13 protein-coding genes are annotated in these 14,807 nt (G+C 71.1%); 8 read left to right on the plus strand and 5 right to left on the minus strand.

The features are described from left to right. Window positions 1-13: 13 nt before the first annotated feature. From FNV62_RS26855 to FNV62_RS26870, 4 genes are all read left to right on the plus strand, one after another. Window positions 14-949, plus strand: coding sequence for an NTP transferase domain-containing protein (locus FNV62_RS26855; RefSeq protein WP_143627333.1), 936 nt, complete (start codon window positions 14-16; stop codon window positions 947-949). Next, window positions 946-2,340 (plus strand): molybdopterin molybdotransferase MoeA, encoded by a 1,395-nt coding sequence (locus FNV62_RS26860; protein ID WP_143627336.1) that lies wholly within the window; start codon window positions 946-948, stop codon window positions 2,338-2,340. The genes FNV62_RS26855 and FNV62_RS26860 overlap by 4 nt, the downstream gene beginning before the upstream one ends. Before the next feature lie 42 nt (window positions 2,341-2,382). Continuing rightward, entirely contained in the window at window positions 2,383-3,489 is a 1,107-nt protein-coding gene (locus tag FNV62_RS26865) for a potassium channel family protein (protein ID WP_082417477.1), read from the plus strand. A gap of 172 nt (window positions 3,490-3,661) precedes the next feature. After that, window positions 3,662-4,651 carry an NAD(P)H-quinone oxidoreductase gene (locus FNV62_RS26870; protein ID WP_143627338.1) on the plus strand — a complete coding sequence of 330 codons (990 nt, stop codon included), beginning with the start codon at window positions 3,662-3,664 and terminating at the stop codon, window positions 4,649-4,651. A 69-nt stretch (window positions 4,652-4,720) separates the two neighbouring features. Here the strand turns inward: FNV62_RS26870 and FNV62_RS26875 are convergent, their stop codons facing one another. Then, window positions 4,721-5,200 (minus strand): hypothetical protein, encoded by a 480-nt coding sequence (locus tag FNV62_RS26875; RefSeq protein ID WP_097285486.1) that lies wholly within the window; start codon window positions 5,198-5,200, stop codon window positions 4,721-4,723. 156 nt (window positions 5,201-5,356) lie between these two features. On the opposite strand from FNV62_RS26875, the gene FNV62_RS26880 reads away from it, so the two are divergent. Beyond that, on the plus strand, window positions 5,357-5,899 hold the full coding sequence (locus tag FNV62_RS26880) for a bacterial proteasome activator family protein (RefSeq protein ID WP_054234194.1): 543 nt from the start codon (window positions 5,357-5,359) through the stop codon (window positions 5,897-5,899). 118 nt (window positions 5,900-6,017) lie between these two features. Here FNV62_RS26880 and FNV62_RS26885 read toward each other — a convergent pair whose 3' ends face one another. Continuing rightward, window positions 6,018-7,658 (minus strand): protein kinase domain-containing protein, encoded by a 1,641-nt coding sequence (locus FNV62_RS26885; protein WP_097285487.1) that lies wholly within the window; start codon window positions 7,656-7,658, stop codon window positions 6,018-6,020. A 435-nt stretch (window positions 7,659-8,093) separates the two neighbouring features. Here FNV62_RS26885 and FNV62_RS26890 point away from each other — a divergent pair, with 435 nt between their 5' ends. Continuing rightward, window positions 8,094-9,662, plus strand: coding sequence for a protein kinase domain-containing protein (locus FNV62_RS26890; RefSeq protein ID WP_097285488.1), 1,569 nt, complete (start codon window positions 8,094-8,096; stop codon window positions 9,660-9,662). Window positions 9,663-9,795: 133 nt separating this feature from the next. Here FNV62_RS26890 and FNV62_RS26895 read toward each other — a convergent pair whose 3' ends face one another. The 3 genes from FNV62_RS26895 to FNV62_RS26905 all read right to left on the minus strand — a co-directional run bounded on the left by FNV62_RS26895 (window position 9,796) and on the right by FNV62_RS26905 (window position 12,190). Then, entirely contained in the window at window positions 9,796-10,878 is a 1,083-nt protein-coding gene (locus tag FNV62_RS26895; protein WP_186003219.1) for a phosphotransferase, read from the minus strand. A gap of 103 nt (window positions 10,879-10,981) precedes the next feature. After that, entirely contained in the window at window positions 10,982-11,404 is a 423-nt protein-coding gene (locus FNV62_RS26900) for a pyridoxamine 5'-phosphate oxidase family protein (protein WP_097285489.1), read from the minus strand. A gap of 120 nt (window positions 11,405-11,524) precedes the next feature. After that, a complete protein-coding gene (locus FNV62_RS26905; RefSeq protein WP_143627341.1) occupies window positions 11,525-12,190 on the minus strand; it encodes a response regulator in 666 nt (221 codons plus the stop codon). A gap of 380 nt (window positions 12,191-12,570) precedes the next feature. Between FNV62_RS26905 and pdhA the strand changes: the two genes are divergently transcribed. Both pdhA and FNV62_RS26915 read left to right on the plus strand, forming a co-directional pair. Then, the gene (gene pdhA, locus FNV62_RS26910; protein WP_054234189.1) at window positions 12,571-13,821 is read left to right on the plus strand and encodes a pyruvate dehydrogenase (acetyl-transferring) E1 component subunit alpha; all 1,251 of its coding nucleotides are present in this window, start codon (window positions 12,571-12,573) and stop codon (window positions 13,819-13,821) included. 2 nt (window positions 13,822-13,823) lie between these two features. Continuing rightward, entirely contained in the window at window positions 13,824-14,804 is a 981-nt protein-coding gene (locus tag FNV62_RS26915) for an alpha-ketoacid dehydrogenase subunit beta (RefSeq protein ID WP_060895331.1), read from the plus strand. The last annotated feature ends 3 nt before the right edge of the window (window positions 14,805-14,807 follow it).

A 14,807-nucleotide genomic window follows, 5' to 3' on the forward strand; every position in this document is an offset into this window, starting at 1 on the left:
GCATACTCGGGGGATGACCGCGTACGAGCCACCGGGCACCTCCGGCCCCGCCGCCCCGTACGACGCCGTCGTCCTCGCGGGCGGCGCCGCCCGCCGGCTCGGCGGAGCGGACAAGCCCGGTGTGCGCGTGGGCGGGCGCCCGCTGCTCGACCGGGTGCTCGCCGCCTGCGCCACCGCCACCACCACGGTGGTCGTCGCCGAGCCCAGACGGACCGCGCGCCCCGTGGAGTGGGCGCGCGAGGAGCCGCCCGGCGGGGGGCCGCTCGCCGCGCTCGACGCCGGCCTGCGGCACGTTTCGGCGGAACACGTCGTGGTGCTCTCCGCCGACCTGCCGTTCCTGGACGAGGCGACGGTACGGCGCCTGCTGGGCGCCCTGCGGACGGGCGACGCCCCCCAGGGTCCGGCGCGAGCCGACGGCGTGCTGCTCACCGACCCCGACGGCCGCGACCAGCCGCTCGTGGCCGCCTACCGCGCGGACGCCCTGCGCCGGGAGCTGGCCGCGCTCGCCGTCGCCCACGGCGGAGTCACCGGGCTGCCGCTGCGGCGGCTCACCGCCGCGCTCGACCTCACCCGCATCTCCGACCCCGTCGCGTCCTTCGACTGCGACACCTGGGACGACATCGCCGCCGCCCGGGCCCGCATCAGGGAGCATGGGAACGTGTTGGATGAATGGATTTCCGCAGTCAAGGACGAGCTGGGCATCGACCTGGACGTCGACACCGGCGCCCTGCTCGACGTGGCCCGCGACGCCGCGCACAGTGTGGCCCGGCCCGCGGCGCCGCTGACCACGTTCCTCGTGGGGTACGCCGCCGCACAGGCCGGGGGTGGCCCCGAGGCCGTCGCGGAGGCATCCCGCAAGGCCGCGGCGCTCGCGCTCCGCTGGGCGGCCGAGGACACCCCCGACGCCAAGCCGACCTCGGACGCCAAGCCGACCCCCGACGCCGGATGAACGCGCCCCGCGCCCGGCCTCTCGGTCAGGACGCCGACGACCTCGACGTGGAGGAGGCCCTGGCCTTGGTCAAGGACCCCCGAGGCGCGTCCGGCCCCCGGCACGGCCACGGCACCCCCGCGGTCCCCCCGCCCACAACGGCGGGCGAGAGCCGCACCCACGCCCCCGACGGCGCCAAGGGCGAGGGCGACGGACACACGGCCACCCCCTGGCCCCAGGCCCGTACGACCGCCGAGCGGGCCGCCCGTTCCGTGCCGCGGCGCGCTCCCGTCTCCGTCTCCCTGGACGCGGCCCTCGGTCTGGTCCTCGCCGCCCCGCTCGCCGCGCTCACCGACCTCCCCTCCTTCGACACCTCCGCGATGGACGGCTACGCGGTGGCCGGACCCGGCCCCTGGGACCTCCGCGAGGAGCCGGTACTCGCGGGCCACGCGAAGCCGGAGCCGCTCGTCGACGGCGAGGCGATGCGGATCGCCACCGGCGCGCGCATCCCGCAGGACGCCACCGCCGTGCTGCGCAGCGAGCACGGGCGCCTCGACGACAAGGGGCGGCTGTACGCCGTCCGGGAGACCGCGCACGGGCAGGACATCCGGCCCCGTGGCCAGGAGTGCCGCAGCGGCGACCAGCTCCTGCCGGCCGGTGCCCTGGTCACTCCCGCCGTGCTGGGCCTCGCCGCGGCCGCCGGATACGACACCCTCACCGTGATTCCCCGCCCCCGCGCCGAAGTCCTCGTCCTCGGTGACGAATTGCTCACCGAGGGGCTCCCCCAGGAGGGCCTGATCCGGGACGCGCTCGGGCCGATGCTGCCGCCCTGGCTGCGCTCGCTCGGTGCCGAGGTCCTCGCGGTTCGCAGGCTGGGCGACGACGCCAAGGCCCTGCACAAGGCGATCACCCGCTCCGACGCCGACCTGATCGTCACGACCGGGGGTACCGCCTCGGGCCCCGTCGACCACGTCCACCCCACCCTGAGCCGCATCGGCGCCCAACTCCTCGTGGACGGCGTCGAGGTCCGCCCGGGTCACCCCATGGTCCTGGCCCGCACCAAGGAGAACCAGCACCTCGTCGGCCTGCCCGGCAACCCCCTGGCGGCCGTCTCCGGCCTGCTCACGCTCGCCGAGCCCCTCCTGCGGGTCCTGGCAGGTCGGTCGGCCCCGGAGCCGTACACGCTGCCCCTCGGGGACGCGGTCCACGGGCACCCGTACGACACCCGGCTCATCCCCGTCGTGGTGCGTGCCGACCGGGCCGTGCCCCTGCACTACAACGGTCCGGCCATGCTGCGGGGCATCGCGGCGTCCGACGCCCTCGCGGTCGTACCGCCCGGCGGCGCCCGTCCGGGCCAGGAGCTGGAACTCCTCGATCTGCCCTGGGCGTTGGCCGGTATGGGGAATGCCTGAGATGAGTGGGGGCATGAACCGGACGGTGAGCCGGATCGGGGAGTGTTTCACGTGAAACTGCCGGGCCATGATGCGATCGCCCGCCAAGCGGACGAGCATCTCGTGACCCACCGGGTGAAACTCCCGAGAAAAGTGGTGGAACGCCCCATCCGCCAGGTCGTCAAACGCCTGGCGATGGCCTTGTTCGTGCTCGCCGCGACCGCCTTCATCGTCTGGGTCGACCGCGACGGCTACAACGACAACGCGGGTGACGGCGTCGACTTCCTCGACTCCCTCTACTACGCGACCGTCACCCTCTCGACCACCGGATACGGCGACATCACCCCGGTCAGCGACGCCGCCCGGCTCACCAACATCTTCGTCATCACGCCGCTGCGCGTGCTGTTCCTGATCATCCTGGTCGGCACCACGCTCGAGGTCCTCACGGAACGCACCCGCGAGGAGTGGCGATTGAACCGCTGGAGGGCGGCTTTGCGCGACCACACCGTCGTTGTCGGGTTCGGGACCAAGGGGCGGTCGGCGGTGCAGACCGTCTGTGCGACCGGGCTGAAGAAGGAGCAGGTCGTGGTCGTCGACCCCAGTGCCAAGGCGGTCGACGCGGCGACGGCCGAGGGGTACGCCGGGGTCATAGGGGACGCGACCCGCAGCGATGTGCTGATGCGGGCCGAGGTCCACAAGGCGCGGCAGATCATCATCGCGACCCAGCGCGACGACACGGCCGTGCTGGTCACGCTGACCGCACGTCAGCTCAACCGGCAGGCGAAGATCGTCGCCGCGGTGCGTGAGGAGGAGAACGCGCCGCTGCTCAAGCAGTCAGGTGCCGACGCCGTCATCACCAGTGCCAGCGCGGCCGGGCGGCTCCTCGGCCTCTCCGTGCTCAGCCCCAGCGCCGGTATGGTCATGGAAGACCTCATCCAGCAGGGCAGCGGGCTCGACATCGTGGAACGGCCGGTCGTGAAGGCCGAGGTGGGCAAGGGCGTACGCGAGACGGACGACCTGGTGGTCAGCGTCGTACGGGGGCATCGCGTGCTCGGCTACGACGATCCGGCCATCGGGAAGCTCCAGTTGACCGACCGGCTCATCACCATCGTGCGGGTCACGCCCGGCACCCGGGTGACCCCGCACAGCCGACCACTGCCCCAGGACTGAATCCCCGGGACTGAATCCCCGGACTCCGATCCCCGGACTCCCGCAGACACCCACCCAGCGTGCGGGGACCACGCGCCCCCTTTCGTCGTCGTCCGCCGGGCCGAGCGCCAGCAGCGCGCCGCGGACGGTGCCCGCGGGCTTCTCACCTTGGGACAGGGGTAGCGTCAGCTTCATGAAGGCAGTGACGATCACCCAGCCCGGCGGCCCCGAAGTGCTCACCTGGACGGATGTGCCGGATCCCGTTCCCGGTGACGGGGAGGTTCTCGTCGAAGTAGTGGCCAGCGCCGTCAACCGCGCCGATCTGATGCAACGGCAGGGCTTCTACAACCCGCCGCCCGGCGCCTCCCCGTACCCCGGACTCGAATGCTCGGGCCGGATCGTCGAGATCGGCCCCGGAGTCTCCGGATGGGCCGTCGGTGACGAGGTCTGCGCGCTGCTCGCGGGCGGCGGATACGGCGAGAAGGTCGCCGTCCCGGCCGGACAGCTGCTGCCCGTTCCCGAGGGCCTGGACCTCACGCGGGCGGCCGCGCTGCCCGAGGTGACCTGCACCGTCTGGTCCAACGTCTTCATGATCTCCCACCTGCGTCCGGGCGAGACCCTGCTCGTGCACGGCGGCTCCAGCGGCATCGGCACCATGGCGATCCAGCTGGCGAAGGCCGTCGGTGCGAAGGTCGCCGTCACGGCCGGTACCAAGGAGAAGCTCGACTTCTGCGCCGAGCTCGGCGCGGACATCCTCATCAACTACCGCGAGCAGGACTTCGTCGAGGAGATCGAGCGGGCCACGGACGGCACGGGCGCCGACGTCATCCTCGACAACATGGGCGCCAAGTACCTCGACCGGAACGTGCGGGCCCTCGCGGTCAACGGACGGCTCGCGATCATCGGTCTGCAGGGCGGTGCCAAGGGTGAGCTGAACATCGGCGCACTCCTCACGAAGCGTGCCGCGATCAGCGCCACCTCGCTGCGCGCCCGCCCGCTCGGCGAGAAGGCGGCGATCGTCTCGGCCGTGCGCGAGCACGTGTGGCCGCTGATCGCCTCCGGCCACGTGCGGCCGGTCGTCGACCGCGAGCTGGCGATGAGCGAGGCGGCGACGGCCCACCAGGTCCTGGAGGGGAGCAGACACATCGGCAAGGTCCTCCTCGTGGTCCCCGGCAAGGACTAGGAAAGGGCCGGCAGAGGACCAGGAAAGGACCGTCCTCGGGCGATCCGCTCAGCCGCGCCGACGACCCGCTCAGCCGCGTCGCAGGCGCAGGGCGAGGAAGGCGAGGCCCAGGCCGAGGCCGATGAGGATCAGGCCGCCGCCGAGGGGCAGGATCTTGAGGACCGGTTGGGGGGCGGTCGCCGGGCCGACCTCGTGGTGCTGGACGGGCACGGCCGCGGGCTGCGACGGCTCGGGGGCGCCGGTCGCCTCCGGACGGTCCGACGCGGCGCCCTCCCCGGCGGGGTCGCGGTCCGTGTACGTCGGCACGGTGTCCTCGCGGCTCCCGCTCCCGTCCTCGTCCCCCGCCGTGGGCTCCTCGCGCCCAGGACGGGTACGGCCCTCGCCCGCGGCGCTCCCCGCCCGGGAGGCGTGGGCGCTCGGAGCGGGATCGGCGGCGTACGACACCGCGTACGGGACGGCGCGCGAGACGGCGTACGCGGGGGATACCGCGCCGGTCGTCAAGGCGAGCAGCAGTCCGGTCACACGGAGCGCGGTGAGCCGTGGAGTCACGTGGGTGACCCCCTCCCGGTGAGGAGTCCCATGATCAATGGGGCAAGCCTCACATGACCCCTTCTTCCCGGCATCTCGACGGTCACCTGGACGGTGGATCACGCTGTATGGGGGGCACCACCGTGATGGGGTGGAGGTGTGCGAGAGAATGGCGGCATGGAGATGCCGAGGAACGAAAGGTCGCCGGAGAACCCCCAGATCCTGGTCGTGGGCCAGGACGGGATGGCTCTCGGCGGCACCGGTGACGAGGACTCCCGCGAGGTCCCGGTGACAGAGATGGTCGAACAGCCCGCCAAGGTCATGCGTATCGGGAGCATGATCAAGCAACTTCTCGAAGAAGTGCGCGCCGCACCTCTGGATGAGGCGAGCCGGGTCAGGCTCAAGGAGATCCACGCCAGTTCCGTCAAGGAGCTCGAGGACGGCCTGGCGCCCGAGCTGGTCGAGGAGCTGGAGCGGCTCTCGCTGCCCTTCACGCACGACGCGACCCCCAGCGACGCCGAGCTGCGCATCGCGCAGGCCCAGCTGGTGGGCTGGCTCGAGGGCCTCTTCCACGGGATCCAGACGACCCTGTTCGCCCAGCAGATGGCGGCCAGGGCCCAGCTGGAGCAGATGCGCCGCGCGCTCCCGCCGGGCGTCGGCGGCCTGGACGGCGACGAGGACCCGCGCGCGGGTGGCCGCTCCGGCGGACCGTACCTGTAGCCCCGGGCGACCCCTTCTCACGAAACGGGCCCGGCACGTGAAGTGCCGGGCCTGTCCTATGGGCGCTTACGCGTGCCATAGGCACGCGTAAGTGGTACGGGCGCCTATGAGTGGCGGTTCAGGACGGGTTGCCCGAAGAGACGCTCAGCTCGATCACCGGCATGTTCTTGGGATCGACGTCCTCGTCCGCGGACGGGAACTGGTCCATGATCGTGTCCTGGCCGTAGGTGTTCTCGTCGACGCGCTTGATCTTCATCTGCCAGCCCGCGGCCTGGAAGCAGGACTTCACGGACGTCAGGTTCTTGTACTGGAAGTCCGGGATCTTGATCTTGTTCGGGTCGTTGTACGACTCCTGCGGAGACGTGCACTTCTCCTTGTCGATCGTCTTCGACGTGTCCGGACCCTTGTGCCCCGCCACCACGGACGGCGAGGGGCTGCCGCCGCCTCCTCCCTGGTTGGCGCCGCCGCCGTTGTTGTTCAGCGCGAGGGCGGTGATCAGACCGCCGATCGCGACGAGCGCGACCACGATCGAGCCGACGACGACCGCCTTGTTGCCCTTGCGGCCACCGGAACCGCCCGAGCCGCCCGGAACGGAGGTCTGGGGCTGGGGCGCGAGGTGGTACGGCGGCGGGGTCGACATGCCCTGCTGGGGCGCGTACATCGGGGCCCCCGGCGTCGAGTAGCCCCCCTGCTGCGGATACCCGTACGCCTGGGACGGCGCGGGCGGCGGGGTCGGTGCCCCGTAGGGATTGGGCTGGTACGGCGTCTGTACGGGACCCGGGGCGGGCATCGCCTGGTCGACGGGCGGGAAGACGGCCGAGCCGACGCCCGCGCCGCTCGACGTCCTGGCCCCCGGGACGATGCTCGGCGCGGCGGCCTGCAGCGACTGGGACACCCGCAGACACTCGTCGCGCATGGTCTCGGCGCTCGGGAAACGCTCGTTCGGGTTCTTCTTCAGCGCGCGGGCGATCAGCGCGTCCACCGCCGGGGGCAGCGAGCGGTTGATCGAGGAGGGCGTGACCGGCTCCTCCTGGACATGCGCGTACGCGATGGCCAGCGGCGAGTCGGCCTCGAACGGCAGCCGCCCGGTGACCAGCTGGAACAGCATGATGCCGACGGAGTAGAGGTCGGACCGGGCGTCCACGCCCCGGCCGAGCGCCTGCTCCGGCGAGAGGTACTGAGGGGTGCCGACGACCATGCCGGTCTGCGTCATCGAGGTGACGCCGGACTGCATGGCGCGGGCGATGCCGAAGTCCATCACCTTGACGACGTTGCGCTTCGTCATCATCACGTTGCCCGGCTTGATGTCCCGGTGGACCAGGCCCATCTCGTGGCTGATCTCCAGGGCCGCCAGCACGTCCGCGGTGATCTTCAGGGCCTTGTCGGCGGGCATGGCGCCGTACTGCGCGATGTCCTGGTCGAGCACGGAGCCGAGCGGGCGGCCCTCGACGTACTCCATGACGATGTACGGCGTCGTCATGCCGCCCAGTTCGTCCTCGCCGGTGTCGAAGACCGAGACGATGTTCGTGTGCGTGAGTTTCGCCACCGCCTGGGCCTCGCGGCGGAAGCGCTCGCGGAAGGCCTGCTCGCGGCCGAGCTCGGTGTGCAGCGTCTTGATCGCGACCTGGCGGTCGAGCACCGAGTCGTAGGCGAGGTGCACCGAGGCCATACCGCCTTCGCCGAGCAGATCACGCAGCTGGTAGCGGCCGCCGGCGACCGCGCGCCCCGCGTACCGGCCCTGTGCGCCGTCCTGGCTCATGTTCTGCGTCCCCCATTGGCGCGGATTGTTCTGCCTGTGCTGCGAGCTGTCCTGCACGCGCTCCGCGCGGTCGTGCGGTGATCCGCGCGGCGAACTGCGCTGTGATCCGTACCGAGTCCGTTCGAGTCCGTGCTGTGATCGATCTGTGTCTCAGTGATCGATTGGCTGATTCCCGGCCAAGTCTGCCGTAGGGCACTGACACGTCAAGCGCGGTGCCCGTTCCGTGACCGTCTGCGAAAGAAGCGTCGCGGAAGCGTTACAGGTGCCGTACGGGCGGTACACAGAATTTGCACGCCGACACCCTGGACGGGTTTCATGGCCGGTCCATCTCACTTCCATCTCGGGCCGGAGCCTTGCGCGAAGCCTGTAGCGTGGCCCGACGGAGACCGTAACAACCACCGCGCAGACCGCGGGCAGAAACGACGGCGAGGACTGATGGCACAGCAGCAGCGCGCTCAGGGCCCGTCCGACCCCGAGGCGACTGGCGGCGGTATGTCAGATGCGCCGGAGATGTGGGGTAACGGCGGACTTGTGGGGGACGGCCGATACCGGCTGACTCACAGACTAGGCCGGGGCGGCATGGCCGAGGTGTTTGCGGCCGAGGACGTGCGCCTCGGGCGCACCGTCGCGGTCAAACTGCTCCGCTCCGACCTGGCCGAGGACCCGGTGTCCAAGGCCCGCTTCACGCGTGAGGCGCAGTCGGTGGCCGGACTCAACCACCACGCCGTCGTCGCCGTGTACGACTCGGGCGAGGACGTCGTCGGCCACGCGATCGTGCCGTACATCGTGATGGAGCTCGTCGAGGGCCGCACGATCCGCGACCTGCTGATCAACGCCGAGGCCCCCGGGCCCGAGCAGGCGCTGATCATCGTGTCGGGTGTCCTGGAGGCGCTCGCCTACTCGCACCAGCACGGCATCGTGCACCGCGACATCAAGCCGGCGAACGTGATCATCACGAACACCGGTGCGGTGAAGGTGATGGACTTCGGCATCGCGCGCGCCCTGCACGGCGCGCAGTCGACGATGACCCAGACCGGCATGGTCATGGGCACACCGCAGTACCTCTCCCCGGAGCAGGCCCTCGGCAAGGCCGTCGACCACCGCTCCGACCTGTACGCGACCGGCTGTCTGCTGTACGAACTGCTCGCGCTGCGGCCCCCGTTCACCGGCGAGACGCCGCTGTCGGTGGTCTACCAGCACGTCCAGGACATCCCGGTGCCCCCCTCCGAGGTCGCGCAGGGCGCGCCGCCGGAGCTCGACGGGCTCGTCATGCGCTCCCTCGCGAAGGAGCCGGACGACCGGTTCCAGACCGCCGAGGAGATGCGCGGCCTCGTCCAGTACGGGCTGCAGATGCTGTACGACCAGGGCGGGCACACCGGCACCTGGAACACCGGTCCGGTCGCCATGCACGAGGGGTTCCACACGCCGGCGTCCGGCTTCGCGGGTACGACCGCGCTGCCGCACCCCGGTGAGTCCGGCACCACGCAGATCCCGGCGCCGATCATCCCGCCGTACGGCAACGGCGGGGACGACGGCGGCTTCGAGGGGCACGGCAACCGCGGCAGCGGCCGCGGCAAGCTGTGGATCCTCGCGGTCCTCGCGGTGATCGCGATCGCGGCGGGCGTCGCGCTCGCGCTCCACAAGACCGGTGGCGGTGGGAGCGGCGGGAGCGGTACGACCCACTCGCCGACCGCCACGTCGTCCGCCAAGGACAACCAGCCCAGCGCGAGTCCCAGCGACAGCCCCACGGACACCGCGACGGACAACTCCACGGACAACAGCACCAGCTCGGGCGGCGGTTCGAACTACACGCCTTCGTACACGCCGTCCCCGAGCTACAGCAGCCGGCCCTCGGACCAGCCGTCGAACACGGCCACGGACACGACGCCGACGGACACGACGCCTTCGGACCCGGCGACCCAGAGCCAGGACCCGACGACGCCGGCCGATCCGACGGCCGGCGCCGACATCGGCGGCAGCCTGGGCGGCTCGACGGGCCCTTGAACGACACCGACGGAAACGTCATCCACGCGCGCGTGAAGCCCGAAACGGGCGCCACGCGCGCGTGGTGTTTCCCGCCCCCCGGTCGCGGTGTTCGCGCCCCGGCCGCTGCGTCTGCCCCGACCGATGTCGGCGATCAGCCCGCGAACGCCTCGCACACCGTGTCGTACTCCCTCGTCCACCACACCGCCAGCGCCGAGGCCGCCGGGAACTGGGGATCGGCGCGGGTGTCGCCGCGCTCGTAGTGCCAGCGCAGCATCCAGAAGTCGTTGAGACGCTCCCACCACACCCGGTGCACGGCGGCGGCCAGCTCGGCGGGGCCGGCGCCCGCGGTACGCCGGTACGCGCGCGCGTAGGCCCGCACCTTGGCCAGGTCCAGCGCGCCGACGGGACGTACGAAGAAGATCACCGCGGCGCGTACGGCCTCCTCGGCGCGGGGATGGACGCCCAGCCGGTCCCAGTCGACGATCGCGGCCGGTTCGCCGTCGCGGTAGAGCAGGTTGAAGGGGTGGAAGTCGCCGTGCACCCAGCCCACCGAGCCGCCCTGCGGGGGCCGTCGGTCGGCATGCCGCTCCAGGAGGGCGCGCCGCTCCAGGAGCCGGTGCCGGGCCAGCTCGTCGAAGGCGTCGTGCGGGCGGTGGCGGCGTACCCGGGCGAGCAGGCGGTCGATGAGTGCGAAGGTGTCGGCGGGGTCGGCTCCCCGGGCCGGATCCACCCCTTCCGCCGCCGCTGAGCCTCCCGCGCCGGCCCTCGCCGAGCCTTCCGTCGCCCCGGTGGCGTCGGTCGGTCGCGCAGGGGTGCGGCCCTGCGTCGGCATCACCCGCTCCAGGCTCGCGTGGACGACGCCCAGGAGCGCCCCCAGCCGTGCGCACTGCCGCGTGGTGAGCTGGCCGCCGTGCCGGTGCCGGCCGTCGATCCAGGGGTGCAGCGCGTACGCGTGGCCCCCGATGACGGCGACGGTGCGCCCGTCGGTGCCGGTCAGCGGCGGGGCGACGGGGACGCCGAGGTCCGCGAGACGCTGGGTCGCCCGGTGCTGGCGGGCGATCGCGGCCGGGTCGGCGGTCTCGGGGTCGAAATGGTGCTTGAGGAAGTAGCGGCCGCGGGTGGTGCGCAGCCGGTAGCCGCGGTTGAGCAGCCCCTGTTCGACGGGGTCGCAGGTCAGCGCGGACCCGGCGGCGTACTGGCGGAGGAGGGCGCCCAGAGGGGGCGCGTGAGACACCGGGGGTGGTGCGGATAAGCGCGGCACGCGCCAGATGCTAGGGCACGAGCCGGGCCCCTGACCTCGCGTTTGTCACAGACAGTCATCTTCGATCACGAGGCAGTCACAGGGTGCGCCGGAACTGGCGTTCCATGGCATCGTCCGCGGAATGGACGGTGGAGAACTGGGGCTCGATGCTCAGATGGACCGGGTCGAAGGGCTCGCCGTCCATGAACCGTGGCGCGGGTCCGAACAGCGCGCGGTGGGACGCGGTCGGCTCCACGGCCTCGCACCGGCCCACGATCTGTACCGACCAGACGCTCTCGCCGGGCCCTGCCGAAGTCAGGTTGTCGGTGCCGTAGGCGACGACGCTCCCCAGGCAGGCCCGGTGGTAGCCGCAGCCCCGGTGCAGGCGCAACAGGACGCGGCCGTCCACCACGACGTGGCGGGCGAGGGCGAGGAAGGGCATGGCGCGCAGGCTGGCGGCCAACCGGCCGTGGTCGGTACGGCCGAGGAGTTCCACGGCGAGCTCTTCGTCGTTGGGCATGCCCCCAATTTCCGACACCTTGAAGGCCCCGAAAAAGAGGCACCCGCCCCTTGAAGAGGGGGCCAAAGGTCCCGAAATGCATCCCGAAATGCAAGGAGGGCGGTATCGGCGGGGCCGCACTCAGTGGTGCTGCTTCTCCGCCTGGATGCGCGCCACGTAGGCGGCGGCCTGGGAACGCCGTTCCATGCCCAGTTTGGACAGCAGGCTCGACACGTAATTCTTGATCGTCTTTTCGGCGAGATGCAGCCGCTCGCCGATCACGCGGTTGGTGAGCCCCTCGCCGATCAGGTCGAGGACCTTGCGCTCCTGCTCGGTGAGGTGCCCGAGCTTGTCGTCGTTCCTGGCACTGCCGCCGTGCCGCAGCCGCTTCAGGACCTGGGCGGTGGCCACGGGGTCGAGCAGCGACTTGCCGGCCGCGACATCGCGTACGGCCGAGAGCAGTTCGGCGCCGCGGATCGCTTTCAGCACATAGCCCGACGCGCCCGCCATGATCGCGTCGAAAAGTGCCTCGTCGTCGGCGAAGGAGGTCAGCATCAGGCACTTGATGTCCTCGTTCCGCGACCGGATCTCGCGGCAGACCTCCACTCCGCTGCCGTCCGGGAGCCGTACGTCCAGGACCGCGACGTCCGGGGCCGCGGCCGGGATCCGAGCCAGCGCGTCGGCCGCCGTGCCGGCCTCGCCGACGACCTCGATGTCGTCCTCGCCCGAAAGCAACTCACGGACACCGCGGCGTACCACTTCGTGATCGTCGAGGAGAAATACGGTAATTTTTCCGCTTTCGGGCACAAAGTCAGTGTCACACACCACCCTTGGCCCTGCCGGGGGTGAACTCTTCCCGTGCCTGGGGTGACCGGGATAACGTGCCCGTGTTCCGGCCCCCTGCGAGGCTGTGACCAGTGCTGTGACCAGCGACTGTTCCCGACCTGCGTGCATTACTTGGAAATCCGACTAATAAATAGTGGGAAGTCCAAGCAAAAACGCAGGTCAGGAGGGGTTTCACAGAATTGTGGAGCACTGGGTAACGTGGCCGTTGCAGGGCGCTCGCCGGGGCACCTGTCACGCCTGTTCCCGGCCGAGTGCACCCACCCCGTGCACGGGTACTTGGAACAGGCGAGCCGCACTGGCCACCCGGCAACCCCGGGGGCCGGACCGACGGAGGAGCACACGTGACCGTGGAGAGCACTGCCGCGCGCAAGCCGCGACGCAGCGCCGGTACGACCGCTGCGAAAAGCGGCGCCAGTACGACCGGTACGAAGAGCGCCGCGAGCAAGCGCACCAGCGCGGCCGGCAAGAAGTCACCGGGCGTACCCGGCGCACCTGGCGCATCGGGCCCCGGTCCCGAGCTCGTCCAGCTGCTGACGCCGGAGGGCGAGCGGGTCAAGGACGCCACGTACGACCCGTACGTCGCCGACATCACCCCCGAAGAGCTGCGTGGTCTGTACCGGGACATGGTGCTGACCCGCCGTTTCGACGCCGAGGCCACCTCCCTGCAGCGCCAGGGCGAGCTGGGCCTGTGGGCCTCGCTGCTCGGCCAGGAGGCCGCCCAGATCGGCTCCGGGCGGGCCACCCGCGAGGACGACTACGTCTTCCCGACCTACCGGGAGCACGGCGTCGCCTGGTGCCGCGGGGTCGACCCGACCAACCTGCTCGGCATGTTCCGGGGTGTGAACAACGGCGGCTGGGACCCGAACAGCAACAACTTCCACCTGTACACGATCGTCATCGGCTCGCAGACGCTGCACGCCACCGGCTACGCCATGGGCGTCGCCAAGGACGGCGCGGACTCGGCCGTGATCGCGTACTTCGGGGACGGCGCCTCCAGCCAGGGCGACGTCGCTGAATCGTTCACCTTCTCCGCGGTCTACAACGCCCCGGTCGTGTTCTTCTGCCAGAACAACCAGTGGGCGATCTCCGAGCCGACCGAGAAGCAGACCCGCGTCCCGCTCTACCAGCGCGCGCAGGGCTACGGCTTCCCGGGCGTCCGGGTCGACGGCAACGACGTCATCGCCTGCCTGGCGGTCACCAAGTGGGCGCTGGAGCGGGCCCGCCGCGGCGAGGGCCCCACCCTCGTGGAGGCGTACACCTACCGCATGGGCGCGCACACCACCTCCGACGACCCGACCAAGTACCGGGCCGACGAGGAGCGCGAGTCGTGGGAGGCGAAGGACCCGATCCTGCGCCTGCGCGCGTACCTGGAGGCTTCAAACCACGCGGACGAGGGATTCTTCGCGGAACTTGAGGCCGAGAGCGAGGCGTTGGGCAAACGAGTACGCGAAGTCGTCCGCGCCATGCCGGACCCGGACCACTTCGCCATCTTCGAGAACGTGTACGCCGACGGGCACGCGCTCGTCGACGAGGAGCGGGCCCAGTTCGCCGCCTACCAGGCGTCGTTCGCGGATGAAGGGGAGGGCAAGTAGCGATGGCTGCGGAAAAGATGGCGTTGGCCAAGGCGATCAACGAGTCGCTGCGCACGGCCCTCGACACCGACCCCAAGGTCCTGATCATGGGTGAGGACGTCGGCAAGCTCGGCGGTGTCTTCCGGGTCACCGACGGGCTCCAGAAGGACTTCGGCGAGGACCGGGTCATCGACACCCCGCTCGCCGAGTCGGGCATCGTCGGCACGGCGATCGGTCTCGCGCTGCGCGGCTACCGGCCGGTGGTGGAGATCCAGTTCGACGGTTTCGTCTTCCCGGCGTACGACCAGATCGTCACGCAGCTCGCGAAGATGCACGCGCGGGCGCTGGGCAAGATCAAGCTTCCCGTCGTGATCCGGATTCCGTACGGCGGTGGCATCGGCGCGGTCGAGCACCACTCCGAGTCCCCCGAGGCGCTGTTCGCGCACGTGGCGGGCCTGAAGGTGGTCTCTCCGTCGAACGCGTCGGACGCCTACTGGATGATGCAGCAGGCCATCCAGAGCGACGACCCGGTGATCTTCTTCGAGCCGAAGCGGCGCTACTGGGACAAGGGCGAGGTCACCACCGACGCGATTCCCGGACCGCTGCACAAGGCGGTCGTGGCGCGCGCGGGCAGCGATCTGACGCTCGCCGCCTACGGCCCGATGGTGAAGGTCTGCCTGGAGGCGGCCGCGGCCGCCCAGGAGGAGGGCAAGTCGATCGAGGTCCTGGACCTGCGCTCGATGTCCCCGATCGACTTCGACTCCGTCCAGGCCTCGGTGGAGAAGACCCGCCGCCTGGTCGTGGTGCACGAGGCCCCGGTCTTCCTCGGTACGGGCGCGGAGATCGCCGCCCGCATCACGGAGCGGTGCTTCTACCACCTGGAGGCACCCGTCCTGCGAGTGGGCGGCTATCACGCCCCCTACCCGCCGGCGCGCCTGGAGGAGGAGTACCTTCCGGGCCTGGACCGGGTGCTCGACGCCGTCGACCGCTCACTGGCGTACTGAGGA

The organism is Streptomyces sp. RLB3-17 (assembly GCF_007113425.2).
Classification (GTDB): Bacteria; Actinomycetota; Actinomycetes; order Streptomycetales; family Streptomycetaceae; genus Streptomyces; species Streptomyces mirabilis_D.

Bases quoted from the DNA above. Each gene is read 5' to 3' on its own strand.
- FNV62_RS26860 (WP_143627336.1), top strand. From the start codon at position 946: ATGAACGCGCCCCGCGCCCGGCCTCTCGGTCAGGACGCCGACGACCTC.
- FNV62_RS26870 (WP_143627338.1), top strand. From the start codon at position 3,662: ATGAAGGCAGTGACGATCACCCAGCCCGGCGGCCCCGAAGTGCTCACC.
- FNV62_RS26900 (WP_097285489.1), bottom strand. From the start codon at position 11,404: ATGCCCAACGACGAAGAGCTCGCCGTGGAACTCCTCGGCCGTACCGAC.
- FNV62_RS26890 (WP_097285488.1), top strand. From the start codon at position 8,094: ATGGCACAGCAGCAGCGCGCTCAGGGCCCGTCCGACCCCGAGGCGACT.
- FNV62_RS26885 (WP_097285487.1), bottom strand. From the start codon at position 7,658: ATGAGCCAGGACGGCGCACAGGGCCGGTACGCGGGGCGCGCGGTCGCC.
- FNV62_RS26855 (WP_143627333.1), top strand. From the start codon at position 14: ATGACCGCGTACGAGCCACCGGGCACCTCCGGCCCCGCCGCCCCGTAC.
- FNV62_RS26880 (WP_054234194.1), top strand. From the start codon at position 5,357: ATGGAGATGCCGAGGAACGAAAGGTCGCCGGAGAACCCCCAGATCCTG.
- FNV62_RS26915 (WP_060895331.1), top strand. From the start codon at position 13,824: ATGGCTGCGGAAAAGATGGCGTTGGCCAAGGCGATCAACGAGTCGCTG.